Genomic DNA, 23488 nt, shown 5'->3' on the forward strand with positions numbered 1-23488 from the left:
ACATATCGTAAGCGTCCATAGATCATAGGTAGGTGCTTACGATCTGGCGAAGGAGACACCATGGGAATCCAGCTCGGCATGATCGGACTCGACGTCCGTGATCTGCGTCGGTCGATCGAGTTCTACCGGCTCCTCGGGCTCGACATCCCCGAGCCGCTCGCCGGCCACCCCGCCTCGCTCTGCCGGATGGACAGCGGCGTCACCCTCGTGCTGGCCGAGGGCTTCGCCGCCGCCAACGATCCCGACTGGGTGCGTCCCGAGCGCGGCTACCAGCAGTTCCTCGAGTTCTACGTCGGCGACGACGCGGCCGTCGACGCCGAGTGGGCCAAGCTCACCGCGGCCGGTCACCACGGCCGGATGGCGCCGGCTCAGACCGAAGGCCCGTACGCGGCCATGGTCGACGACCCGGATGGCAACGTCGTGCTGATCACCTCGGACGCCGGGGCCAAGCCCTGAATGCCGTACCTACCCCGTCAGGGCAGAAAGCCGCGCACCGCGGCCAGGCCCAGCGCCGTCCTCGGGTGGTAGGCGGTGCGCCACAGACCGCCGTGGGCCGCTGACTCTGCCTCGTCCTGCCAGGCCAGCGGTGCGGCCGGGCGGGGCTTGCGGATCTGGTGGACCAGCAGCAGGGCCATCAGGCGGTTGGCCGTCTCGGGGCGGAAGATCTCGACGTCGAAGAGATGGGCGCCGGCGTAGGCCGCGGCCAGCAGGCGGTTGCTGGTCACCGAGCGGGTCCAGGTGGGCGGGGCGACCGCGAAGCTGACCACGCCGTCGCGGCGTGCGATCGACGCCCGCCAGCGCTGGATTCGCTTCGCCAGCGCGTAATTCGGGCCCTGCTGCGGCACCAGGCTGTCGTTGACGGCGTCGCCGCGGTAATTGGGCTGCAACAACCGGCCGCCGGAGAGCGCCCCGGTCACGCGGGCCCGCCGGGACCGGGCCCGGAATCGTTGCGTGGACTGCTCGACGGCCGGCGGCGGCACCGCGAAGACGTCGGTCGGCGTGGCCAGGAAGGCCAGCGCGACGTCGTCGCGGCTTTCGCGCAGGCGTACGGCGAGAGCGTCGAAGGCGACTGACAACCGCACGTACGCGGCCCCGGGCGCGTACAGGTAATTGCCGACGATCAGCCGGCCCTCGATCCCGTCGAGCCAGTGCGCGACCGCGCCCAGTTCGGTCAGCAGGTCGGCGCCGGGGTCGCGCCCGGGCCGCACCGGCGCGATCACCGTGCCCGCCGACGGGACCGCCGAGATCCGCGCCCAGACCGCGGGCAGGTCGACCGCGACAACCGTGCCGCCCCAGCCGAGCACGGCCGGCACCGGGCCCATCTCGGCCCCGGCCCCGATCACCACCAGCCGCTGGTCGGACAGGTCGAGCCAGTCCGGGTTGTCCATCACCTCGCGCACCGCTTCGGCGCACGACTGTTCGACGACTCCCGTTGCCACCCACGCGTCGAGCCGCTGCCGCAGGGCATCCCCGCGCAGCAACTCCCGGCCGTACGGAAGCACGACCTCGGTCTCGCGGGTCTCACGCCCGGCCGTGGTCAGCGTCTCGAACGGCTGCTCGGGCGCCTCGATCGTGACCGGCATCCTGTGGTGCACCGCGGCCAGCCCGGCCGCCGCGATGTCGTAGCCGCCGGCCAGCCCAGCCGAGACGAGCGCCCGGAAGTGCGGCAGGTAGCCGCGGCGCCAGTCGGTCTGGGCGGCTGCGGCATCGGCAGCGGCCGGGTCGGCGACGCGCAGGGCATCGGCTACCACGTGGCGGCCGAAGGCAGCACTGCTGCGCCGGCCCGTCTCGTCGGCGGGAAAGTCGATCACGCGCGACAGTATCTCCTCCCACGGTAGGAGGCGCCTTCCGACCATCGGCCGCAACCGGGGCCTGCGGGCGGACGATCCGGCCGCCGGGAAGCAAGACGCTGCCTGCATGACTACCGTTGCGCTCCGCACCGTTCGATGGCACCGGCCGCTGCTGGTGCTGACCGCTGCGATGGCCCTGCTCGCGTTCGTCGCCGCCGTGGGCCTGGTGGCCGACGACCGGATCCTGGTCGGCGCCCCGATCTGGGCCAAGCCGTTCAAATTCGCCGTCTCGTTCGCCCTGTACGCCCTGACGCTGGCCTGGATGCTGGCGGTGCTGCCCCGTCGCAGCCGGACCGGCGAGTGGGCCGGCACGGTGATCGTCGCCGTCTCGTTCATCGAGATCGCCGTCATCACCGTGCAGACCGTGCGCGGTCACCGCAGCCACTTCAACGACACGAACACGCTCGACAGCCGGCTCTGGTCGGTCATGGGCGCGTCGATCATGGTGCTGTTCGTCGCTCACCTGGTCATCGCCGTCGTGGCGCTGCGTCAGCGGATCCCGGATCGGGTGGCCGCGAACGCGATCCGCTGGGGTCTGCTGCTCTCCCTGCTCGGGCTGATCGTCGCCTGGCCGATGGTGATGCCGAACCAGGCCTCCCCGGCCGAGGCCATCTCGGGCGCGCACTCGGTGGGGGTGCGCGACGGGGGGCCCGGGCTGCCGCTGCTCGGCTGGAGCACCACGGGCGGCGACCTGCGGATCGGGCACTTCGTGGGCATGCACGGCCTGCAGGCGATGCCGCTGCTGGCGCTGCTGCTGACCCGGCGCGGCCGCTTCGACCAGATGACCAGCGCGCGGCTCGTCACGGTGGCCGGGTTCGCGTACGCGGGACTGACGCTCCTGACGACCGGCCAGGCCCTGCGAGGCCAGCCGCTGCTGCGGCCCGATCTGCTCACCCTGGCCGCGCTGGCCGTCCTGGTGATCGGGACCGCCCTGGGCGTGCGCGCCGCGCTGCGAACGCAGCGCCTAGGGTGATCCCCATGGGCTGGCTTGCTCGCCTCTTCGACAAGCGGGACACGTGGGCCCGGATGGTCCTGCTCGACCTGAGCGGCTTGAGCTACCTCGTCTTCCACCCCGGCGGGCAACCGGCGCCGACCGGCCCGCAGTGGGCGCTCGCGATCGCCGCGTTCGTGCTGCTGATCGTGTTCTCGCGCCTGCCCCGGGTCAACTTCGCGGTGCAGGTGGCGCTGCTGGTGGCGGCGTTCCTGCTGATCGACGACACGACGATCAACCAGGTCGGCGCCAGCTGGGCGCTGGGCGAACTCGTCGTGCAGGCCCGGCGGCCGTCGGTGTACGCGGTGGCGGCCGCGCTGCTGGCCGGCGTCCACCTCGCTCTGGGCGTGCTGCGGGACGGCGACGAGCTGATCGGGCTGATCCTGCCGGTCGGCCTGCCGCTGTTGCTCGGCCTGGTCATCCGTACGTCACGCGAGCTGAGCCGGCAGGCCGAGCAGCGCGCCCTCTCGGAGAGCCGCGCGGCCCGCGCCGACGAGCGCAGCGCGATCGCCCGGGAGCTGCACGACGTCGTGGCCCACCACGTCGCGTCGATGGTGCTGCGGGTCGGTGTGGCCCGGCACGTGCTGCCCGGGATCGACCCGCGGGTCGGGGAAGTGCTCGACGACGTGCACCGCACCGGCACCGCGGCCCTGGACGATCTGCGTCGGCTCGTTGCTGTGCTGCGTGACCAGAGCGCGGCGACCGATGCGGCACTGGCCGCGGTCGAGCCGGGCGCCTTGCCCGCTGCCCTGGGCGGGGCCGTCGAAACGGCTCGCCGCGCCGGGGTCACGGTCGAAGCCGACATCGACGAGGCGGTGGGAACGATCGATTCCGTACGAGGCCTGGCCGTGCTCCGGCTGACCCAGGAGGCCCTGACGAACGTGGCCAAGCACGCCGGCGCCGACGCCTTGGCCCGCCTGCGGGTGGCGGTCGAGGAGGGCGCTGTGGTGTGGGCGGTCAGCGACGACGGCGGCCGGGGCCAGGCTCGGGCCGTGGCAGCGCCGGGCGGCGGGCACGGGCTCACCGGCATGCGGGAGCGGGTCGAGGTGCTCGGCGGCACGCTGACCGCCGGGCCCGACGGCCCGGGCTGGCGGGTCGCCACGGTGCTGCCGGCGCACAGCGGGGCCGCCGCGTGATCCGGGTGCTCCTCGCCGACGATCAGCAGCTCATCCGGGCCGGGCTGCGGATGCTGTGCGACGCCGAGCCCGACCTGGAGGTGGTCGGCGAGGCCGGGAACGGGCGCGAGGCGATCACGCTGGCGGCCCGGCTGACGCCCGACGTGATCGTGATGGATCTGCGGATGCCCGGCGTCGACGGGATCAGCGCGACCAGCCGGGTGCTGGCCGAGCGGCCGTCCGTCCGGGTGCTGGTGCTCACCACGTTCGGCGATGACGACCACCTGTACCCGGCGCTCAACGCGGGCGCGTGCGGGTTCCTGCTCAAGGACGCGCCGCCCGGAGAGTTGCTCGACGGCATCCGGCGGGCGGCAGCCGGGGACAGTCCGTTCAGCCGGGACGTGCTGCACCGGCTCGTACGCCGGGCGACCAGCGCCGGGGCGGCGCCGCGGCAGCCGGTCGAGGGACTGACCGCGCGCGAGAAGGACGTGCTGAACCTGGTGGGCGAGGGGCTCTCGAACACCGAGATCGCCGAGCGGCTGCACATCGGGATCACCACGGTCAAGACGCACATCACGGCGCTCATGACGAAGACCAACAGCCCCAACCGCGTACGCCTGGCCCTCGTGGCCCATCGGGGCGGATGAGAAAAGCCGGAGCCCCCGTGGCGGCGGGGACTCCGGCTTTGTCTTGTCCAGGCTATCTCAGCCGGGTCAGCCTTGTCGGCCGTTCCAGCGCGGGTTCTTCTTGTTGATCACAACCTGGCGGCCGCGGCGACGAGTGACCACGCTACCGGGCTTGCTCTTGAGCGACCGCAGCGAGTTTCGGACCTTCATGATCGGTACCTCTCCGCGCCGGCGATGGCGTCCGCCGGTCGCGAGTGGTGTAACGACCGTGGCAGGGCCGGTATTTCCGCGTTGCCGGCAGGGGTTTCACCTCATGTCACGGCTGTTCCGCACCGATCACACGGCCATGCGTATGCGCACCCTGGCCACCGCGGCCGCCACCGCCGCCGTGGTCCTCGTCGGCACCGCCGTCCCCGTTCAGGCCTCGCTGCCGGAGGGCACCGTCTTCGGGACGGGCCTGCCCGGTGCGATCCCGGGCCGGTACATCGTCACGCTCGACGAGCCGGCCGGCGGCGACGTCTCGGCCCTGTCGGTCGACGGCGGCGCCACCTACGTCGCCGACCTGAGCGCCACCCAGGCGCGCCGGCTGGCGGCCGATCCGGACGTGCGCTTCGTGGAGCAGGACCGGATCCTGATCCTGCAGGCGACGCAGAACAACCCGGCCTGGGGCCTCGACCGGATCGACCAGCGGGTCACCAAGGCGTCCAAGACGTTCACGCCGACCGACGACGGCGACTCGGTGCACGCGTACGTGCTCGACACCGGCATCCGGGTCACCCACGCCGACTTCCGTGGCCGCGCCTCCTACGGCTACGACGCGCTCTCGGGCACCAGCAACGCGGACGACTGCAACGGGCACGGCACGCACGTGGCGGGCACGATCGGCGGCCAGTACTTCGGCGTGGCCAAGAAGGTCAAGCTGGTCGCCGTCCGGGTGCTCGACTGCAAGGGCCGCGGCTCGCTGTCCCAGGTCATCGCGGGCGTCAACTGGGTCACGACGCACGCGGTCAAGCCGGCTGTGGCCAACATGAGCATGGGCGGCTCGAAGAGCGCCTCGCTCAACGCGGCCGTGCAACGCTCGATCAACTCCGGCGTCACCTACGTGGTCGCGGCCGGCAACGAGAACGCCAACGCGAGCACGATGAGCCCGGCCAACCTGCCCGCCGCCATCACCGTCGGCGCCACCGACGCGGCCGACCGCCGCGCCACGTTCTCGAACTACGGCACGGCGCTCGACCTGTTCGCGCCCGGCGTGAACATCCGCTCCGACTACTACGGCGGCGACAACCTGACCGCGGTGGCCAGCGGCACGTCGATGGCGGCCCCGCACGTCGCGGGCGCGGCCGCGCTGGTTCTGGACGCGTCGCCCGGCCTCAGCCCGGCCCAGGTACGCAACCTGCTGGTCAAGAACGCCACCGGGAGCAAGGTGAAGAACGCCAGGGGCTCGGCCAACCGGCTGCTGTTCGTGCCGCGCCCGCCGGCCAAGGCGGTCATCACGAGCGCCTCGCTGACCGTGACCGCCGGACAGGCGTACGCGGGCCGGCTCACCCTCACCGCGGCTCGGCGCGGCACCTGGAGCATCGCCGCCGGCAAGCTGCCCACCGGCCTGACGCTGCGCCCGAACGGCTCGATCACCGGCACACCGACCGGCCCGGGCTCGGCCGCCGTCACCGTCCGCTTCACCGACTACGTGCCGCAGGCGGTCACCCGCTCGATCAAGGTCACCGTCCGCACGACCACCCCGGTGATCGCCACGACCTCGCTGCCTGCCGCCGCTGTCGGCGACTACTACTACCAGCAGCTCACGGTCGCGGGCGGTCGCGCCGGCACCTGGTCGGTCGTCTCGGGCGCGCTGCCCGACGGCCTGACCCTCCCGGCCGGCGGCACCCTCGAGGGCACGCCGGCGACCGCGGGCATTGCCGTCTTCACCGTGGCGTTCACCGACAGCTTCGGCGTCCGGAGCACGCGCGCCCTGACGATCGACGTCAGCTGACCTCAGCCGCGTACTTCTCCGCGATCGCCGCGGAATCCGGAAGGATCAGCCGCTTCGAGCGGCCGACCCGCCGGCCGGGTCTTAACCTATTTTGCAGATAGGAGATATATTGTTCGGGCCGCCACCGGAGGGAGAACCCCATGTCCGCGCTCGCCGTCGCCCACCCCACGATTCCGCGCCGCCGTCTGCATCCCGTGCCCGACCGGCCCGAGCCACCCGTCACCGTCACGATCAGCATTTCGGGCTCGGGGGCCGGCCGCGACCGGGTCGTCGCCGCCCTGCGTGACTTCGTGGACGCGGCCGGCACGGCCGTCTCGGTCGAGGAGCCGCCGGCTACCGGCGACGCGCTGAGGCTCGAACCCGGCGCCCGCACCGCAGTCCGGGCCGGGCAGCGGCTCGACCTGAGCCGCCTCGAGTACGACCTGCTGCTGTTCCTCGCGAGGCACCCGCGTCAGGTGTTCAGCCGCAGTCAGCTGCTGGCCCAGGTGTGGGGGCACACGCACACCACCAACCGGACGGTCGACGTGCACGTGAGCCGACTGCGCACCAAGCTGGCCGACCCCGAGGTCGTGACCACCGTCTACGGGCTCGGTTACCGCCTGGCCGACGACGCCTGCGTCACCGTGGTCGAGCGGTGACCCGTCGGACCGTGGCCGTCGTCGGCGGTGGGTGTGCCGGCGTGCTGGCCACCCGCGAACTGCTGCGCGGCACCGAAGACCGGGTCGTGCTGATCGAGCCGGACGAGCCGGGCGGCGGCCTGGCCTACGGCTCGGCCCGGCCGTGGCACCTGCTCAACTCGCGGGCCGGTGCGATGAGCGCCGATCCGGACGACCCGGGGCACTTCGCGCGCTGGGCCGGCTGTTCGCCCGACGAGTTCCGCCCGCGGGCTGAATACGGCCGCTACCTGCGCTCGGTCCTGCCCTCCTCGGAGCGCCTGGACGTGCGCCGGGCCCGGGCGGCCGGACTGACCGCGACCGGCGTGCGCCTCGCCGACGGAACCGAGGTGCGGGCCGAGAGCGTCGTCGTCGCGACCGGCAACCCGGCCGCCGCGCAGCCCGCGGCCCGGCCCGACCACCCCGACTACATAGGCGACCCGTGGGCCAAGGGCGCGCTCGACGCCATCCCGTCCGACGTCCCGGTGCTGCTGGTCGGGGCCGGGCTGACCGCGATCGACGTCGCGCTCACGCTCACCGCCTCGGACCGGGACGCGCCGATCACCGCGGTCAGCCGCCGGGGCCGGCTGCCGCTGACCCACACCGAGGTGGCCGCGCCGCCGATCGGGCTGGCGCTCGACGACTGCGCGACCCTGCGCGACATCGTGCGGGCCGTGCGGACCGAGGCGGCCCGCGTGGGGGACTGGCGGGCTGTGGTCGACGGGCTGCGTCCGTACCTGGACGAGTTGTGGACCGCCTTCACGCCCGACGAGCAGGAGGCGTTCCTGCGCCACCTGGCCCGCCCCTGGGAGTGTCACCGGCACCGCATGGCTCCCTCGGTGGGCGCCCGGATCGCCCGGGTGCGGGAGGAGGGCCGGTTCGAGGTGCGGGCCGGCGGCATCCGCTCGATGACTGCGCCCGCCGCCGGGGGTCTGCTCGTCGAGCTCGAGGCGGGCGTGCAGTGGTTCGGCGCGGTGGTGAACTGTGCCGGGCCCGGCCGGCTGCCGGAGGCCGCGGGATCGTTCGTGGGCAGCCTGCTCGCGGTCGGCCAGGCCCGGGTCGGCCCGCACGGGCTGGGGCTCGACATCGACCCGGCCGGCCGGCTGATCGGTGCCGACGGGCGTGTTCGGCAGGACCGGTGGCTGATCGGGCCGCTGCGCCGGGGCGCCCGGTGGGAGACGACGGCCGTGCCCGAGATCCGCTCGCAGGCTCGGGGTCTAGCCATCCCGGTTGGATAATACGATTCGCGCTATGCGTGGGTGTTCGCGCAGGTCAGAGGGTTTCGCTCACGGACGCGAAAATGTGAACATCTTGTCGAACCATCGAGATGCCTCAATACTCCGAGGGCAGAGCGGTACGCCGGATCCGGCGTACCCCCACCCCCTGGGAGGACCCCCGTGCTCAACCGGAAGCTGCGCCGGCCGATCGTCGGCCTTGCTGCCTGCATGCTCGTCGGCACCGGACTCGCCGCCTCACCCGCGTCGGCCGCCCCCTCCGGCGACTCCTTCGCCCCGTCCGCTCTGTCCCAGAAGCTCGATTCCCAGTTCGGCGTCAACGCTGCCGGCTCCTACATCGACTCGGCCGGCAAGGTCGTCGTCAACGTCACCGACGCCGCGACCGCCAAGTCGGTCAAGGCCGCCGGCGCCACCCCGCGCTTCGTCAGCCGCACCGGCGCCCAGCTGGCCGCGGCCGACAACGCCCTCAAGAGCAGCCTGAAGACCCCCGGCACCGCGTTCGCCGTCGACCCGGTCAGCAACCAGGTCGTCGTCGAGGTCGACAGCTCGGTCACCGGCGCCGCGCTCGCCTCCGTCGAGGCCACCGTGGCCAAGCTCGGCGACAACGCCCGCATCGAGAAGACCGCGGGCACGCTCAGCACGAAGATCAGCGGCGGCGACGCCATCTACGCCGGCGGCGGTCGCTGCTCGCTCGGCTTCAACGTGCGCTCCGGCAGCACCTACTACTTCCTGACCGCCGGCCACTGCACCAACATCGCCTCGACCTGGACGAACGGCTCGGCCACCCTGGGCACCCGCGCGGGCAGCAGCTTCCCCGGCAACGACTACGGCATCGTCCGCTACACGAACACGAGCATCACCAAGAGCGGCACGGTCGGCTCGCAGGAGATCAGCTCCGCCGGCACCCCCGCCGTCGGCGCCACGGTCACCCGCCGCGGCTCCACTACGGGCATCCGGTCCGGCCGGGTGACCGCCCTCAACAGCACGGTGAACTACGCCGAGGGCTCGGTCTCCGGCCTCATCCGCACCACGGTCTGCGCCCAGCCGGGCGACAGCGGCGGCCCGCTCTACGCCGGCACGAGGGCCCTCGGCCTGACCTCGGGCGGCAGCGGAAACTGCAGCACCGGTGGAACGACCTACTTCCAGCCGGTCACCGAGGCCCTGAACGTGTACGGCGTCCAGGTGTACTGATCGTCTGGCTCCTGAATCGCTGATCACCGAACGGCCCCGTCCTCATCGGCGGGGCCGTTCGCATGCGCGGCGAGGCGGCGGGCCGACTGACGACCATTCCCGCGTCGGCAGGATTCTTGGCGGCAGTCGGCTCCGCCGGCTCCAGCTGCCCCGTTTGTCCCCGGCGCTCATGACCAACCCGCGGAATCCGTGGTCGGAGGGTAGGGCAGCCCTACCCCGGATCGGGTGGCTTGCCGGATCGGTTGCCGGAGCGCGCTACGACGGCCGGCAGACGGGTGCGCGAGGTTATCCACAGGTCCGGATTGGGCAGCGCCGGGGGAGCGGCGGACCCGGCAGAATCGGGGGCACGTCCGGTCGCACCGCACCGGTGATCGGGAGGAGGTCCTGTCCTGAGCGAATATCCCCAGCTGCACCCACCTGAGCGCGAGACGTTGCTCCAGTTTCTCGATGAGCACCGCGCGATGGCCTCGGCCGCGCTCGACGGGATCGACGACCGGACGGCGGCCGCACGTCTGCTGCCGGCCACCGGCATGACCATCGGCGGCATCGTGAAGCACCTGGCTCACATGGAGGATCTCTGGTTCACCCACACCTTGCTCGGCGCCGATTTCCCGCAGCCGTGGACGTCCGTCGGCACCGACGAGGCCTGGGCCTGGGCGTCGGCCGGTGACGACTCGGTCGAGACACTGCGCGACCTGTACGCGTCGGCGTGCGCCCGCAGCCGGGCCGCCGTTGTCGGCTTCGGCGGGCTCGACGGGCGGGCGGCGCTGCCCTCGTTCGGCAAGGCGCCGGTCAGCCTCCGGTGGATGCTGGTGCAGATGATCCGTGAGACCGCTCAGCACTGCGGCCACCTCGACCTGCTGCGCGACACGCTCAGAACACCGGACCCGCCCGCCGCTCCACCGGGTTGACGAGCCTCTCACCGCCGGGCTGAAGCTGTGCCGCAGACTGCCGCGCGGTTCGTTGGGCGGGTGCCGCTCGGGGTGGTCAGCGGGATTCTTCGACGCGCTCCTCGCCGCGGCGGCGGAGCAGCTTCAGGCCGGGGAGGCCGGCGATGGCCAGGTGCAGGTCTTCGGTGACCTCGAGCAGTTTGTGCAGGTCGGGGCCGACCTGGTCGAGCTTGCCGAGCAGCGGCATCACGTCGTCGACCAGGTGGGAGCGCAGGGCCGGAAGCTGGTCGATCATGCGGATCGCGGCCGTCACCTCCTCGGGCGAGAGCTCGTCGACGAAGCGGCGGGCGATCGGGGCGCCCTTCATGAGCGCCTCCGAGTAGGCGGCCAGCAGCAGGGCCGCTTCCGTGGCGGTCTTGTCGGCCCGGCCCACCACCGTCTCGGCCTGGGCGCTGACTGCGGTGGCCCGCTCGACCACGCCCGCGGCGGCGTCCGAGATGCCGACCGCGCGCAGGACCACGCCCTCGGCGCGCTCGCTGACCTGCTCGGCCCGGCCCACCACGGCGCCGGCCCGGCCGCTGACGTCCTCGGCCGTCCCGACGACCACGGCCGCGCGCCCGCTGACATCCTCGGCTCGCCCGACAACGGCCCCGGCCCGAGAGCTGATCTCTTCGGCGGTGCCGACGACTGTGGCGGCGCGTGAGCTGATCTCTTCGGCGGTGCCGACGACTGTGGCGGCGCGTGAGCTGATCTCTTCGGCGGTGCCGACGACTGTGCCGGCGCGTGAGCTGATTTCGACGGCCTGGCCCACTACACCGGAGGCGGTGGTGGCTATCGAGCGGGCGTCGGCGACCGTCGACTCGGCCGCCTCGACCACCGCGGTCACCCTCTGGATCAGGGCTTCGGCCTCGTCGGCGAGCATGGTCACGCGGCTGACCAGCAGCTCGGTCTGGCCCAGCAGGCCGAGTACCCGGACGGGGACCGTGGCCGCTGCGGCCGCCGTCTCAACCGCCTGGCCGACGGCGGAACGGGCCAGCTCGGCAATGGTGGACGGTGACAGCAACGGGATGCGCATGTTCCCATGATGCGCCAGGGAGGCACGCCTCAAACGTGATCGCCCTCGGTGAGCGGAATGTGCGCCGACAGTCGATACTTGCTGTCAATCTCGTACGCGGAGCACCCTGGGACGCCCATGAACCGTCGCGAGTTGGCACTATGGCAGGCGTGCGACGTACGCGAATCTGGATCCTGGGCGCCGCGATGGCGGGCGTCCTCGGGGGTGCGGGGTTGGTCGGGGTGGGCATGATGCGCGACTCCGGGGGCAGCACGCGACCGCTTGCCGGCACCTTCAGCGAAGCCGGCGTTCGAGCCCCAGCCCAGGCTGCCCCGCGGCAGGGCGCTCAAGCTCAGGCGCCCGCCGTGCAGAAGACGCCCAGCCCGGCCGCGGTGCGCGCCGCCCGGGTCAAGGCGCTCGACGCCGCTCTCAAGAAGTACGCCGCGTCGGCCCCGGAGTTCTCCGTCGCCGTGCTCGACCGCCGCACGGGGCAGCGTTACTCGTACCGGGGAACCGAGAAATACGAGACCGCGAGCGTCGTGAAGGTGCAGGTGCTGGCCTGCCTGCTGCTCAAGGCCCAGGACGCCCGCCGCGACCTCACGGCCACCGAGCTCTCCCTGGCCAAGCGCATGATCCGGCTCAGCGACAACGATGCCACCACCTCGCTGTTCTCGAAGCTGGGCCGGGCCTCGGGGGTGAGCGCCTGCAACAAGCGGCTGGGCCTCACCGAGACCAAGGTCAACAGTGCCTGGGGGCTGACCCGCACGACCGTGAACGACCAGGTCAAGCTGCTGGCCGAGCTGACCGACACGTCGGGGCCGCTCGACGCCGGCTCGCGCAAGCTGGCCTACACGCTGATGAGCACCGTCGACGACAGCCAGGACTGGGGCGTGCCGGCGGTTGCCCGGAGCACCGAGAAGTTCACGGTCAAGAACGGCTGGCTGGCCCGCTCGACCGAGAACTACCGCTGGATCATCAACTCGGTCGGCCGGGTCACCGGGCCGGGCACCGACGTCTCGATCGCCGTCCTCTCGCACGACAACGCCACGATGTCGGGCGGCATCGCGACGGTGCAGAAGGTCGCCAAGCTGACGCGCCAGCACCTCAAATACTGAGCGAAGCTCAGGCGCCGGCACCTGAAGCATCAGCGGCGGCGCGGGCGTCGCGCCGCTTCGAGATCCACGAGACGGTCTGGTTGATGATCAGGATCAGCACGACGGCAGCGACCACGCCCTCCCACGGCTCGGGGAAGATCGAGCCGCCGGCAACGCCGATGCCGGCGTAGACGGCCGACCACAGCGCGCAGGCCGGGGCGTTGGCCACCACGAACGTACGCCAGGGCATGCCCACGAAGGCGGCGGCCAGCAGCACCGGCACGCGGCCGCCGGGAATCAGCCGCGAGACCAGCAGCACCGGGATCTGCTTCTCGTGCAGGCGCTCCTTGACCGACACCAGGTGCTCTTCGTCGCGCAGCCAGCGCAGGCGCTTGGCCAGTTTCTCGCCGCCGAGCCGGCACATCGCGTACATGACCAGGTCGCCGACGTAGGCGCCGGCGGCGCCGGCCGCGATGACGAAGACGATGGTCAGCGGGTGGTGCTCGTGGAAGGCCAGCGCGGCCGCGCCGCTGACCGCGGCCCCGGTGGGGACGATCGGAATGATGGCGCCGAACGCCACAACCGCGAAAAGCCAGGCCAGCGTGCCCAGAGTGGCCGTCACGCGGGACGCCCGATCGACAAGCTCTCGCCGTGGGCCAGCACCCGCACGTGGGAGTCGGGGGCGGCGCGCAGCGCGACGCGGGCGAATTCCTCGCCCGGGTCGCGGAACATGTGTGACCGGACCCGGCCCATGCCGAGCGGCCAGAACGTGCCGTAGTGGACCGGGACGGCCCACGCGGCCTTCACCCGGCGCAGGGCCTCGGCCCCGGCCGTCGCGTCCAGGTGGTGCAGCGAACCGAGGGTGGGGCCCCAGCCGCCGACCGGTACGAGGGCCAGGTCGAGCGGGGCCAGGTCGTTCATCTCGTCGAACAGGCCGGTGTCGCCCGCGAACCAGGTGCGGGCCTCGCCCTCGACGACGAACCCGATGGCGACGGCGCGTTCACGGGACCACGGGCCGCGGCCGCCGTCGTGGGCCGCCTTCACCGCGCGGACCCGGAGCGAACCGACGGTCGTCTCGTCGCCGGGGCCGAGTTCGACCGTGCGGGCTGCCGCCTCGAAGCCCAGCGCCTTGACCACGAACGCCCCGGCCCCCCGCGGCACGATCAGCTGGGGAGTGCCGCCCAGCTTGCGCAGGGAGGCGACGTGGAAGTGGTCGGCGTGCAGGTGGGAGAGCAGCACCGCGTCGGGGACGCCGGGCAGCGCCGGTTGCGGGCCGGCCATGCGGCGCAGGTGAGCCACCCGGCCGGTGAGCACCGGATCGGTCAGCAGGGACGTGCCGGAGTCGGCCAGCCACACGGTGCTGTGCCCCCACCAGGTGACCGAAGTCGTGCTCACGCAATTCACCGTACAGAAGCCGAGTTTCGATCCCCACCCAGGACGGGCACACTGTCGCCGTGACTGGACCCCGCAGCGCCGTAGTAGTCAACCCCACCAAGGTGCCCGACATGGACGAGCTGCGCCGGATCATCGGCGAGGGCCTGGCCGGCGCCGGATGGCCGGAGCCGTCCTGGTACGAGACCACCCCCGAGGACCCGGGCGAAGGTCAGACGAAACAGGCCGTGGCGGACGGGGCCGAGCTGGTCTTCGCCTGTGGCGGCGACGGCACCGTGATGGCTGTGGTGACCGCCCTGGCCGGGTCCGACGTGACCATGTCCGTGCTGCCGGCCGGCACCGGCAACCTGCTCGCGGCCAACCTCGGCCTCGGCGCCGACCCGGCGACCGGCGTGGAGGTGGCCCTCGAGGGCGGCCGGAAGCGCATCGATGTGGGCGTGGCCGGCGACAAGTGCTTCGCGGTGATGGCCGGCATGGGCTTCGACGCCAAGATGCTGGAGAAGACCTCCGACGATGCCAAGAAGCGGATCGGCTGGCTGGCGTACATCGGAGGCGGGGTCAAGGCGCTGCGGGAGCGGCCGATGCGGGTACGGATCGTGCTCGACGGCGGCAAGGTGATGCCCCGCCGTCCCCGTTCGGTGATCGTCGGCAACGTCGGCCGGCTCCAGGGCGGCGTGACCCTGCTGACCGAGGCCGACCCGGCCGACGGCAAGCTCGACGTCGCCATTCTGAGCCCGAACAACCTGGGTCACTGGGTGTCGCTCGCCTGGGGCGTGATCCGTCGCCGGAAGAGTGTGCCGCTGATGGAGACCTACACCGCCGAGCAGGTCGAGATTCAGGCCCGGTCGGCGCAGCCGCGGCAGCTCGACGGCGACCTCATCGAGCCCGGCCGGACCCTCAAGATCTCGATCAAGCCCAAGGCTCTCCTGCTCTGCGTTCCCCGCCCCGCGGGCGACCCCGACCTGGCGTACGACGTGAGCTCCGCGGCCGAGGCGGCCGAAGACATCCGCGAGGCCGCCCGTGAGTAGTACGGAGCCCGTGCCGCAGACCCGTGACATGAGCGGGGACGAGCTCTCCGCCGACGATGCCGTTCAGGCGTTGTGGCACTACGGCCGCTGGCCGCTGGTCCGCGACGCGTTCGTCCGATTCCGGTACGGCGACGGCTTCAGCCACGCCCGGGCGTTCGCGTTCCAGCTGTGCCTGGCGATCGTGCCGTTCCTCATCGCGCTCTCCGGCCTGGCCGCCGATCTGGGCGCGGAGGACGGCGGCCGGGTGGTGGCCGAGACGGTCCTCGAACTGACCCCGGGCGCCAGCGATCCGCTCGTGGCCGAGTTGCTCGAGGACAGCGAGGGCAGCAGCGATGCCGGCGAGCTGGCGCTGACCCTGGGTCTGATCACCGGTCTGTTCGCCCTGACCACGGCGATCAGCCAGATCGAGCGGGGCGCGAACCGGATCTACGGCGTCGAACGGGACCGGCCGGCGTTGTTCAAGTACATCCGGGCCACGATCCTCGCCGCGGTGGCCGGCATTCCCGCGTTGTTCGGGTTCCTGCTCCTGGTGGCGGGGCGACCGTTCGGAAACGCGGCCGCACGGCACTGGGCGTGGGCCGATGATCTGCGGGTGGCCTGGGACTTCGTGCGCTGGCCACTGAGCCTGTTGCTGATCGTCTTCGCGGTGGCCGTGCTCTTCAAGTACTCGCCGCGCCGGCACCAGCCCGGGCTGTCCTGGTTGCTGTTCGGCGCCGGGCTGGCCACGGCGCTGTGGTGGCTGGCCAGCCTGATGCTGGCCGGGTACGTCCGCTTCGCCGAGGGCTTCGGCGCCACGTACGGGCCGTTGACCGCGATCATCGCCCTGCTGCTCTGGGCCAACCTGACCGGCATCGCGTTGTTCCTGGGCATCGCGTTCGCGGCTCAGCTGGAGGCGGCGCGGGTGGGTGCTCCGCGGCCGGCCAAGAAGGACAAATGGGAGCCCTCGGCCCGTTCGACCAGCGGTGTACGGAATCGGCGCTCCGGGTAAAACCGGGCCGTGACCGACAACCGAGTGGTAGAACGCACCGGCTGGGCCCCCCTGCGGCACTTCGCCGGACGCAGCGTGGCCGGCCTGACCGCCGTCGTCCTGGCCGGCCTGGCCTTCGGCACCCTCCTTCTGCTCGTACGGTCGGAGTGGAGCCCGCTGCGGCGGCTCGACCAGTCGATCGCCACCGGCCTCAACGACCTGGTCGCGCCGCACCCCGCGCTGGTCAAGGTGCTCACCACGATCACCTCGGCCGGCGGCCGGGGCGTGCTGGTGCCCCTGGTCGTCATGGTGGTTCTGCTGCTGCTGATCCGCCGCCTGCCCCGCCTCGCCCTTTACGCGGCGGTCACCGGGCTCGGCGCGGCCGTCCTCGACCCGTCGCTCAAGGCGCTGGTCGGCCGGGTGCGCCCGGTGGTCGCCGACCCGGTCGCGGTCGGCGGCGGCAACAGCTTCCCGAGCGGTCACACGCTGGGGGCGACCATTGTGTACGGCATGCTGGCGCTGGTCGCGTTGTCGGCCACCCGCGGCCGGCACAAGGCGTGGATCCTCTCGGTGGCGGCGGCGATCATCGTGGCCGTCGGGCTGACCCGCATCGCGCTCGGCGTGCACTTCCTCTCCGACGTGCTGGCCGGCTGGATGCTCGGCCTAGCCTGGATCAGTGTCACGGCGTACGCGTTCCGGGTCTGGCGCCGCGAGGCCGGCCACCCGGCGCCGCCCGCAACCGACGGCCTCGACCCCGCCGCCGCCGACGACCTGGTGCCCGCGCCCGCGGAGGACAAGGTGCTGCCCCACCCCTGGGCCAAGGGCGCCGAGATCCTGGTCGGCTGGGTGTTCACGTTCGGTCTGCTCTATTTCGTCGGGTACGCGGTGACGCGCTGGGAGCCCCCGTTCGACGACGCCGTGCCGCGGTGGCTCCAGACGTTCCGCACCGAGCGCCTCGACTACCTGAGCTGGCTCGCCTCCAAGGCCGGCGACACACACGCCGTACTCATCGTCTGCCTGGTCTTCTGCCCGCTCGCGCTGGCGCTGTGGCGGCAGTGGCGGCCGGTCGTGTTCATCGTGCTCACCATGATCGGCGAGCTCACCCTGTTCCTCTGCGCCGCCGCCGCAACCGGTCGCGAACGACCCTCGGTCGAACAGCTCGACGGCCAGATGCCCACGTCGTCGTTCCCGTCGGGCCACATCGCCGCCACCATGTGCCTGTGGGCGGCCATCGCGGTCGTCAGCATGCCCCGCGTACGCCAGTGGTGGCGCTGGATCTTCCCGGTGCTCGCCGTCCTGATGCCGGCGATGGTGGCACTGTCCCGGATGTACCGTGGCATGCACCACCCGACCGACGTTCTGGGCGCGTCCCTGCTGACGCTGTGCTGGGTGGGGGCCCTCTACCTGATCATCCGCCCCAACGACCACGCCGAGACGGTCACCGAGGCCGCCGAGGAGGCCCACGAGGTGCGCGACCGCCAGGCAGTGACCGCATGACGCTGCGCTTCGTCACCTGGAACATCAAGACGGGCGGCGCCGGCCGCCTGGATGCCATCGCCGCCGTGATCCGCCGCGAGCAGCCCGACTTGCTGGCCCTTCAGGAGCTGCGCAACTTCGACCGCAACGACGGCCGCGTGCTGAACGAGCTCGCCGAGGCCGTCGGCATGGTGCCCCACCTGGCCCGCTCCTTCCTGGGCCAGCCGGTGGCCGTGCTGGTCCGCCCGCCGCTCGAAATCATCGACCGCGCCGAGGTCCGCTGGCGCCTCCACCACGCCGCCGCGGTGGTCACGGTAGCCACCGACACCGGCCCGCTGCGCATCGTCAGCGCCCACCTGAACCCGTTCTCGCCGTACCGCCGCATGCGCGAAGCCGTGTGGCTGGCCCATCGCTACCGCCCCACCCGGCTCCCCACGGTGATAGCCGGCGACCTGAACGGCCTCAACCCCGGCACCGACCACACCGAGACGCTGGCGCCGCAGCCCGGCTTCCTGCGCGCCCGCCACCTGGCCCGCGACGGCTCCGCCGACACCAGAGCGGTGGCCGCCTTCCTGGACGCCGGCTACACCGACCTGTGGCGGGTGGCCGGCGCCGGCTCCCCACTGACCGTCCCCACCACCAAGGGCGGCGGCCGCGAGTTCTCCCGCATGCGCCTCGACTACGTGCTGGCCGGCCCCACCCTGGCCGAGGGCGCCACAAACATGACCGTGATCCGCGGCGACGAGACCGAGTACGCCTCCGACCACTACCCGGTCCGCGTCGACCTGCCGGCCTGACAGCGCTGCTGATTCGGTTCTTCAGACCACGCATACCGGACCTGACGTCGGTCGCTCAGCAGGAGGACAGAATATGAGCGGCTGGTCGCGATGGCAGGACATTCGAGCCGCGTACGTCGAGCGGGCTGGCGGGAAGGAAGCTGTCGCCGACGGCAAACAGGAGCTGATCGCTCAGAGCCATCGCGATCGCGTGACCGACGTGACAGTAGCCGTGGGACGGTCGAGGGGTAACGCTGGAGCGGGTAACTCAGCGACGGACGAGGTGGGTGGCATGGCTACGGAGAAGGCGATTCTGGCCGGGGGCTGTTTCTGGGGGATGCAGGACCTCATCCGGCGGCGGCCGGGGGTGGTTTCGACCCGGGTGGGCTATACCGGGGGGAACGTGGCCAACGCGACTTACTACAACCACGACGGGCATGCCGAGGCCATCGAGATCACCTTTGATCCGGCTGTGACCTCGTACCGGGACCTGTTGGAGTTCTTCTTTCAGATTCACGACCCGACGACGATGAACCGGCAGGGCAACGACATCGGGACCAGCTACCGGTCGGCGATCTTCTTCGAGAGCGACGAGCAGAAGCGCGTCGCCGAGGACACGATCGCGGACGTCGAGGCGTCGGGGCTGTGGCCGGGCAAGGTGGTGACCGAGGTGACCGCGGCCGGGCCGTTCTGGGAGGCCGAGCCGGAGCACCAGGACTACCTGGAGCGGATCCCGGACGGCTACACCTGCCACTTCCCGCGGCCGGACTGGAAGCTGCCGCACCGCGTGGCCTAGCGGCTACCGTCCCGCCATTGCGGTCAGATCACGGCCGTTATACCGGCACCTCAGGCGCCACGTTGCAGCGGGAGGTCGTCGGCGCGGGTGATCAGGGTGTCCCGGTGCTCGTCGTCGCCGCGGACCAGGGCGGCGATGTATTCGCTGGTCTCGGGCGAGATCGTGCTCAGCGTGGGGGCGGCCGGCTGGCGCGTGATGTAGCCCTGCACGTGGCGGATGCGCTGCTCGTAGATCTCGCGCAGGGTCAGCGGGGACTCGTTGTCGACACCCTCGACGATGACCACCCGCGGGGCGTGGCCGGCGTAGCGGGCCGTGTCCATGACCAGCGAAAGTTCCTTGGCCGCGAGCGGGTGGTGCAGGATCGCGCGGTCGACCTTGATCTGGGTGAGCGGCAGCTCGGCCATGCGCGACAGCGACGCGTACCCCTCGCCGAAGTCGTCGACCGCGAACGCCACCCCGACGTCGCGTGCGATCGCGGCCAGGCGGTTGTGGAAGTAGGCGTGCGGGGCCTCGGCCCACTGCTCGCCGCGGCGGGGTTCGATCGGGTCCTGCTCCGAGATCTCCAGGGTCACCGTCTCGGGGTCGATGGCGAGCTCGGCGATCGTCGTGCGGAGCGTCTCGACGTACGCGTCGCTGAGCAGCGACCGTACGGCGACATTGACCGAGACCGGTTTGGGCTGGGCCCACGGGCCCTCGGCGTGGGCCTGGGCGTACGCGTGCAACGCCATCCGCAGGATCACCTTGTCGCGCTCGACGACGAAGCGGTCGCCCCACACCTCGGCCAGCCGCAGCATGGCGACGGGGGCGCGCTGGTCGCTGGGCGAGCGGCGGGCCAACGCCTCGTAACTGTGTACGCCGACCCGCCGAGCGGTCTTACCGAGCGTCACTACCGGTTGGAAGACCACGCAGTACGACTTCACGACCCGCCGGTACAGCTCGAAGCAGTGCTCGTAGAGCGGGACGGGCAGCCTGCCGAAGGCGTCCCGCAGCGCGGTCAGGACCTCGATCTCGGCCTCGTCCGGGGACGCCGCGAAATCCGTACGCCAGATCGTCTCGAGGATCTTGGCGAGCGGCTGCCCGAGCCCCAGCAGGTCTGCGACCGGGTCGACCAGCGCCAGCAGCAGGGACCGGCCCTCGGCCAGGCGCAGCGGCACGCACAGAACGGTGCGATGGTCGTCGTGCACGGTGTGACCGAACCAGTCGGCCCCGGCCGGGAAACGCAGCAGCGGCCGGATCACGTCGAGGTCGAATCGCTTGGACGAGTCGATCGTCTGGAAGCCGTTCGCCGTGTACTCGAGCAGGGCCGACGAGTGGGCGTCGGTGGCGGCGCGCAGGTATTCGACGCGGGAGGGCGCGGCCCCTCCGGCTTCGGCGCGGCTGCCGGCCGAGCGCGGGGCAGCGTGCCGGGGCATCCGGGCGTGGTGAGTGAGCCGGCTGATCAGGTGCAGGATCTCGCCCGCGGCCGCGTCCATCGGGTTGGCCAGCGGGCGCGAGGCGGGCCGCCCGGGCTGGTCGGCCGGCCCGGCCAGCACGACCGCGTCACCCTCGGGCGGGCTCATGACCTGCGGTGTCAGACCCTGTTCGCGTACGGCCTGAGCCAGCGACCCGAACGTGACGCTCGGCTGCCGGTGCAGAGTCGCGAGGATGTGCGCGGTCAGCACGCCATGCCGGATGACCGGGTCCTCGCGGGTGGCGGCGTCCTCCGCATACGAGGTGAGGGCGCTGTAGGCGGGCCGCGACCCCTCGGGGGCGTCGCCCACGGCGTCGACGAACAGCACCGCGGCGCCGGCGAAGAACTCCAGCACGTCCCGTTCCAGGAATGCCATTCGTACGCCCGAATCGGGATTTTCGGAAAGAGCCGATTCGTCGAGATCGTGGGTGATGAGGTAAGTGTCGGCGCCGCGACTCCACTCCGGAGTGACCGTGCGACCGGCGAAGTAGACCACCAGGACATCCGATTTCCCGGACCGCATCACGGCCTGACGCAGCGTCGCCTTGATCTCGCCGGCAGTGGCGTTCAGCCCCGTGAACAGGCAGGTCTCGAAACCCTCGGCCTCGAACTGGTCGCGCATGGCCTCGGCGTCACGCTCGGCGAAACGCAGCAGTGAGCCGGCGTCGTCGACGCCCACCATCACCGCGAAGCGCTGATTCGCCATCCAACGCCTCCGGTTTCGAACACTCCCGCATTGGAGCGCTTCCGAGTGCGGCGTCCGATGATGATAGCGACCCACCGGCCCCAATCAAATCGATCACCACTATCGATCACCACTGAGGCAGACGCGGGAACCGGTCCCCGCCGGGGTGGCGGGGACCGGTCGGTGAGTGGGTATGGTCAGTTCTCCCGGGACACGGGAACCGCGCGGGTCTTGGCTGGGTAGCGGATGTTCTCCACCATTTCCATCACGTCGGCGGGTGGAGGCGCCGTCATCTTCGACACCACCATCGTGACGACGAAGTTCATGATCGCGCCGATGGCGCCGATCCCCTCGGGGCTGATGTCGAGGACGTGGTCGTGTGCCGAGGTGCCGAACACCGGCAGGGTGTAAATCATGTAACTGGCGGTGAACAGCAGGCCCACGATCATGCCGGAGGCGGCTCCGGTGGCGTTACATCGCTTCCAGAAGATGCCGAGCACGATGATCGGGAAGAACGTCGATGCCGCCAGGCCGAACGCGAACGCGACCACCTGCGCCACGAAGGCCGGCGGGTTGATACCGGCGTACACCGCGACCAGGACCGCGAAGCCCATCGCGATCCGGCCGGCGAGCAGCCGCTGCTTGTCGGTCGAGTCGCGCTTGATCCGGCGGAAGTACAGGTCGTGCGAGACCGACGACGAGATGACCAGCAGCAGCCCGGCAGCGGTGGACATCGCCGCCGCCATGCCGCCGGCCGCGACCAGCCCGACGATCGGCGCGGGCAGACCGGCGATCTCCGGACTCGCCAGCACCAGGATGTCGTTGTTGACGATCAGGTCGGCGCCGGACGTGGGGCTGTTGCTGACCGACTGGATGGTCTGGACGTCATCGGCGATCGTGATCAGGCCGGTCGCCATCCAGTTCCCGACCCAGGCCGGGAGGGCGTCGACCGCAACGCCTTGCACGTCGCGCAGCAGGTTCAGCTTGGTGAACGCACCCACCGCGGGGGCAGTGGTGTACAGCAGGGCGATGAACAGCAGGGCCCAGAACGCCGAGTAGCGGGCGCCGCGGACGGTGCGCGTGGTGTAGAACCGGATGATCACGTGGGGCAGGCCGGCAGTGCCGATCATCAGTGACATCGTCACCAGGAAGACGTCGATCTGCGGTCGTGAGGCGAACGCCTCGGTGTACTGGTTCAGCCCCATCTGAACGCTGATCGCATTGAGCTCGTCGAGGATCGTCCCGAACGTCACCTGCGGTATCGGCCAGTCCGTGATCTGCTGGGCGACCGCGATCGCGGGGATCAGGTAGGCGACGATCAGAACCGAGTACTGGGCGACCTGCGTCCAGGTGATCCCCTTCATCCCGCCGAGCACCGCATAGATGAAGATAATTGCCGCGGCCACCGCCACGCCGCCGTTGATGTCGAGCTTGAGGAACCGGCTGAAGACGATTCCACCGCCCCGCATCTGTCCGACGACGTAGGTGAAGGAAATGATGATGGCGCAGAGCGCGGCGATGGTGCGGACGAGTTCGGAGTATCGGTCGCCGACGAACTCGGGAACCGTGAACTTGCCCCATTTACGCAGGTAGGGCGCCAGCAGCAGAGCAAGCAGGACGTAGCCGCCGGTCCACCCCATGAGGTAGATCGATCCGTCCGACCCCAGGAAGGCGATCAGGCCCGCCATGGAGATGAACGACGCTGCCGACATCCAGTCGGCCGCCACCGCCGCTCCGTTGGCGACGGTCGGGATGCCCTGGTCGGCGACGTAGAAGCCGGCCGTTTCCTTCACCCGGCTCCGCCAGGCGATGATGATGTAGATGGCGAAGGTCAGGGTGATGAAGCCCAGTGTCCAGCCCTGGATCTCGGTCACATCCGCCTCCCGTCCCCGTCACGTTCACTTACGCCGTAACGGTCGTCGAGGCGGTCCATCAGGACCGCGTAGACCAGGATCAGGAGCACGAACGTATAGATCGACCCCTGCTGCGCGAACCACATGCCGAGTGGGAATCCGTTGATCTCAACCTTGTTCAGCTGCTCGATGAACAGGATGCCGCAGCCGAAGGAGACGACGAACCAGATGATCAGCAGAACCACCATGATTCGGAGATTCCGCTTCCAATACTCCTTCCGCCAGCCATTGTCCGGCGGCGTGCCGTCGTCCGGTGGTGGCGTCTCGTCGACGCCTTTTCCGCTTGGGGGTGTCGCCTCGGCCATGTCCCGGC

23 protein-coding genes are annotated in these 23488 nt (G+C 71.2%); 15 read left to right on the top strand and 8 right to left on the bottom strand.

The annotated features are described in order from the left end of the window. Positions 1 to 60 precede the first annotated feature (60 nt). Complete coding sequence (locus LXN57_RS13235; protein WP_251798359.1) at positions 61 to 456, top strand: VOC family protein; 396 nt, start codon at positions 61 to 63, stop codon at positions 454 to 456. Between the two features lie 17 nt (positions 457 to 473). Here LXN57_RS13235 and LXN57_RS13240 read toward each other — a convergent pair whose 3' ends face one another. Beyond that, positions 474 to 1811, bottom strand: coding sequence for a hypothetical protein (locus tag LXN57_RS13240; RefSeq protein WP_251798360.1), 1338 nt, complete (start codon positions 1809 to 1811; stop codon positions 474 to 476). 106 nt (positions 1812 to 1917) lie between these two features. Here LXN57_RS13240 and LXN57_RS13245 point away from each other — a divergent pair, with 106 nt between their 5' ends. From LXN57_RS13245 to LXN57_RS13255, 3 genes are read left to right on the top strand one after another with little or no spacing between them, the layout of a single operon-like run. Next, positions 1918 to 2823, top strand: a complete 906-nt coding sequence (locus LXN57_RS13245) for a hypothetical protein (RefSeq protein ID WP_251798361.1) — start codon at positions 1918 to 1920, stop codon at positions 2821 to 2823. 5 nt (positions 2824 to 2828) lie between these two features. Next, positions 2829 to 3977 carry a sensor histidine kinase gene (locus LXN57_RS13250; RefSeq protein WP_251798362.1) on the top strand — a complete coding sequence of 383 codons (1149 nt, stop codon included), beginning with the start codon at positions 2829 to 2831 and terminating at the stop codon, positions 3975 to 3977. Beyond that, complete coding sequence (locus tag LXN57_RS13255; RefSeq protein WP_251798363.1) at positions 3974 to 4603, top strand: response regulator transcription factor; 630 nt, start codon at positions 3974 to 3976, stop codon at positions 4601 to 4603. Before LXN57_RS13250 ends, LXN57_RS13255 begins: the two co-directional genes overlap by 4 nt. Positions 4604 to 4669: 66 nt before the next feature. Here LXN57_RS13255 and LXN57_RS13260 read toward each other — a convergent pair whose 3' ends face one another. After that, positions 4670 to 4792 carry a ribosomal protein bL36 gene (locus tag LXN57_RS13260; RefSeq protein ID WP_127501833.1) on the bottom strand — a complete coding sequence of 41 codons (123 nt, stop codon included), beginning with the start codon at positions 4790 to 4792 and terminating at the stop codon, positions 4670 to 4672. A 103-nt stretch (positions 4793 to 4895) separates the two neighbouring features. On the opposite strand from LXN57_RS13260, the gene LXN57_RS13265 reads away from it, so the two are divergent. The 5 genes from LXN57_RS13265 (at position 4896) to LXN57_RS13285 (ending at position 10565) form a co-directional block, all read left to right on the top strand. Then, positions 4896 to 6575 carry a S8 family serine peptidase gene (locus LXN57_RS13265; RefSeq protein ID WP_251798364.1) on the top strand — a complete coding sequence of 560 codons (1680 nt, stop codon included), beginning with the start codon at positions 4896 to 4898 and terminating at the stop codon, positions 6573 to 6575. Between the two features lie 140 nt (positions 6576 to 6715). Next, positions 6716 to 7213 (top strand): winged helix-turn-helix domain-containing protein, encoded by a 498-nt coding sequence (locus LXN57_RS13270; RefSeq protein ID WP_251798365.1) that lies wholly within the window; start codon positions 6716 to 6718, stop codon positions 7211 to 7213. After that, complete coding sequence (locus LXN57_RS13275; protein ID WP_251798366.1) at positions 7210 to 8466, top strand: FAD/NAD(P)-binding protein; 1257 nt, start codon at positions 7210 to 7212, stop codon at positions 8464 to 8466. Before LXN57_RS13270 ends, LXN57_RS13275 begins: the two co-directional genes overlap by 4 nt. Positions 8467 to 8625: 159 nt before the next feature. Beyond that, positions 8626 to 9654, top strand: coding sequence for a S1 family peptidase (locus LXN57_RS13280; protein ID WP_251798367.1), 1029 nt, complete (start codon positions 8626 to 8628; stop codon positions 9652 to 9654). A gap of 431 nt (positions 9655 to 10085) precedes the next feature. Continuing rightward, positions 10086 to 10565, top strand: coding sequence for a mycothiol transferase (locus tag LXN57_RS13285; RefSeq protein WP_251798368.1), 480 nt, complete (start codon positions 10086 to 10088; stop codon positions 10563 to 10565). Between the two features lie 76 nt (positions 10566 to 10641). On the opposite strand, the gene LXN57_RS13290 is transcribed toward LXN57_RS13285, so the two are convergent. After that, positions 10642 to 11619, bottom strand: a complete 978-nt coding sequence (locus tag LXN57_RS13290; RefSeq protein ID WP_251798369.1) for a methyl-accepting chemotaxis protein — start codon at positions 11617 to 11619, stop codon at positions 10642 to 10644. A gap of 140 nt (positions 11620 to 11759) precedes the next feature. Here LXN57_RS13290 and LXN57_RS13295 point away from each other — a divergent pair, with 140 nt between their 5' ends. Beyond that, on the top strand, positions 11760 to 12713 hold the full coding sequence (locus tag LXN57_RS13295) for a serine hydrolase (protein WP_438872869.1): 954 nt from the start codon (positions 11760 to 11762) through the stop codon (positions 12711 to 12713). Between the two features lie 7 nt (positions 12714 to 12720). On the opposite strand, the gene LXN57_RS13300 is transcribed toward LXN57_RS13295, so the two are convergent. Then, the gene (locus LXN57_RS13300) at positions 12721 to 13314 is read right to left on the bottom strand and encodes a DedA family protein (RefSeq protein ID WP_251798371.1); all 594 of its coding nucleotides are present in this window, start codon (positions 13312 to 13314) and stop codon (positions 12721 to 12723) included. After that, the gene (locus LXN57_RS13305; RefSeq protein ID WP_251798372.1) at positions 13311 to 14087 is read right to left on the bottom strand and encodes an MBL fold metallo-hydrolase; all 777 of its coding nucleotides are present in this window, start codon (positions 14085 to 14087) and stop codon (positions 13311 to 13313) included. The genes LXN57_RS13300 and LXN57_RS13305 overlap by 4 nt, the downstream gene beginning before the upstream one ends. Before the next feature lie 110 nt (positions 14088 to 14197). Here LXN57_RS13305 and LXN57_RS13310 point away from each other — a divergent pair, with 110 nt between their 5' ends. The 5 genes from LXN57_RS13310 (at position 14198) to msrA (ending at position 19127) form a co-directional block, all read left to right on the top strand. Beyond that, complete coding sequence (locus LXN57_RS13310; protein WP_251798403.1) at positions 14198 to 15112, top strand: diacylglycerol/lipid kinase family protein; 915 nt, start codon at positions 14198 to 14200, stop codon at positions 15110 to 15112. After that, positions 15105 to 16100: a YihY/virulence factor BrkB family protein gene (locus LXN57_RS13315; RefSeq protein WP_251798373.1), complete on the top strand. Its 996-nt coding sequence runs from the start codon at positions 15105 to 15107 to the stop codon at positions 16098 to 16100. Before LXN57_RS13310 ends, LXN57_RS13315 begins: the two co-directional genes overlap by 8 nt. Positions 16101 to 16109: 9 nt before the next feature. Beyond that, complete coding sequence (locus LXN57_RS13320; protein ID WP_251798374.1) at positions 16110 to 17576, top strand: phosphatase PAP2 family protein; 1467 nt, start codon at positions 16110 to 16112, stop codon at positions 17574 to 17576. Further along, positions 17573 to 18352 (top strand): endonuclease/exonuclease/phosphatase family protein, encoded by a 780-nt coding sequence (locus LXN57_RS13325; RefSeq protein ID WP_251798375.1) that lies wholly within the window; start codon positions 17573 to 17575, stop codon positions 18350 to 18352. The genes LXN57_RS13320 and LXN57_RS13325 overlap by 4 nt, the downstream gene beginning before the upstream one ends. A gap of 271 nt (positions 18353 to 18623) precedes the next feature. Beyond that, positions 18624 to 19127, top strand: coding sequence for a peptide-methionine (S)-S-oxide reductase MsrA (gene msrA, locus LXN57_RS13330; protein WP_251798376.1), 504 nt, complete (start codon positions 18624 to 18626; stop codon positions 19125 to 19127). 50 nt (positions 19128 to 19177) lie between these two features. On the opposite strand, the gene LXN57_RS13335 is transcribed toward msrA, so the two are convergent. The 3 genes from LXN57_RS13335 to LXN57_RS13345 all read right to left on the bottom strand — a co-directional run bounded on the left by LXN57_RS13335 (position 19178) and on the right by LXN57_RS13345 (position 23480). Beyond that, a complete protein-coding gene (locus LXN57_RS13335) occupies positions 19178 to 21283 on the bottom strand; it encodes an EAL domain-containing protein (RefSeq protein WP_251798377.1) in 2106 nt (701 codons plus the stop codon). 176 nt (positions 21284 to 21459) lie between these two features. Further along, the gene (locus LXN57_RS13340; RefSeq protein WP_251798378.1) at positions 21460 to 23136 is read right to left on the bottom strand and encodes a sodium:solute symporter family protein; all 1677 of its coding nucleotides are present in this window, start codon (positions 23134 to 23136) and stop codon (positions 21460 to 21462) included. Further along, positions 23133 to 23480, bottom strand: coding sequence for a DUF4212 domain-containing protein (locus LXN57_RS13345; RefSeq protein ID WP_251798379.1), 348 nt, complete (start codon positions 23478 to 23480; stop codon positions 23133 to 23135). The genes LXN57_RS13340 and LXN57_RS13345 overlap by 4 nt, the downstream gene beginning before the upstream one ends. Positions 23481 to 23488: the final 8 nt, after the last annotated feature.

The organism is Paractinoplanes hotanensis (genome assembly GCF_023717965.1).
Taxonomy (GTDB): domain Bacteria; phylum Actinomycetota; class Actinomycetes; order Mycobacteriales; family Micromonosporaceae; genus Actinoplanes; species Actinoplanes polyasparticus.

Coding starts and splice junctions, on each gene's coding strand:
- LXN57_RS13235 (WP_251798359.1), top strand. CDS start 61: ATGGGAATCCAGCTCGGCATGATCGGACTCGACGTCCGTGATCTGCGT.
- LXN57_RS13245 (WP_251798361.1), top strand. CDS start 1,918: ATGACTACCGTTGCGCTCCGCACCGTTCGATGGCACCGGCCGCTGCTG.
- LXN57_RS13250 (WP_251798362.1), top strand. CDS start 2,829: ATGGGCTGGCTTGCTCGCCTCTTCGACAAGCGGGACACGTGGGCCCGG.
- LXN57_RS13260 (WP_127501833.1), bottom strand. CDS start 4,792: ATGAAGGTCCGAAACTCGCTGCGGTCGCTCAAGAGCAAGCCCGGTAGC.
- LXN57_RS13265 (WP_251798364.1), top strand. CDS start 4,896: ATGTCACGGCTGTTCCGCACCGATCACACGGCCATGCGTATGCGCACC.
- LXN57_RS13270 (WP_251798365.1), top strand. CDS start 6,716: ATGTCCGCGCTCGCCGTCGCCCACCCCACGATTCCGCGCCGCCGTCTG.
- LXN57_RS13290 (WP_251798369.1), bottom strand. CDS start 11,619: ATGCGCATCCCGTTGCTGTCACCGTCCACCATTGCCGAGCTGGCCCGT.
- LXN57_RS13295 (WP_438872869.1), top strand. CDS start 11,760: ATGGCAGGCGTGCGACGTACGCGAATCTGGATCCTGGGCGCCGCGATG.
- LXN57_RS13310 (WP_251798403.1), top strand. CDS start 14,198: ATGGACGAGCTGCGCCGGATCATCGGCGAGGGCCTGGCCGGCGCCGGA.
- LXN57_RS13325 (WP_251798375.1), top strand. CDS start 17,573: ATGACGCTGCGCTTCGTCACCTGGAACATCAAGACGGGCGGCGCCGGC.
- msrA (WP_251798376.1), top strand. CDS start 18,624: ATGGCTACGGAGAAGGCGATTCTGGCCGGGGGCTGTTTCTGGGGGATG.
- LXN57_RS13335 (WP_251798377.1), bottom strand. CDS start 21,283: ATGGCGAATCAGCGCTTCGCGGTGATGGTGGGCGTCGACGACGCCGGC.
- LXN57_RS13345 (WP_251798379.1), bottom strand. CDS start 23,480: ATGGCCGAGGCGACACCCCCAAGCGGAAAAGGCGTCGACGAGACGCCA.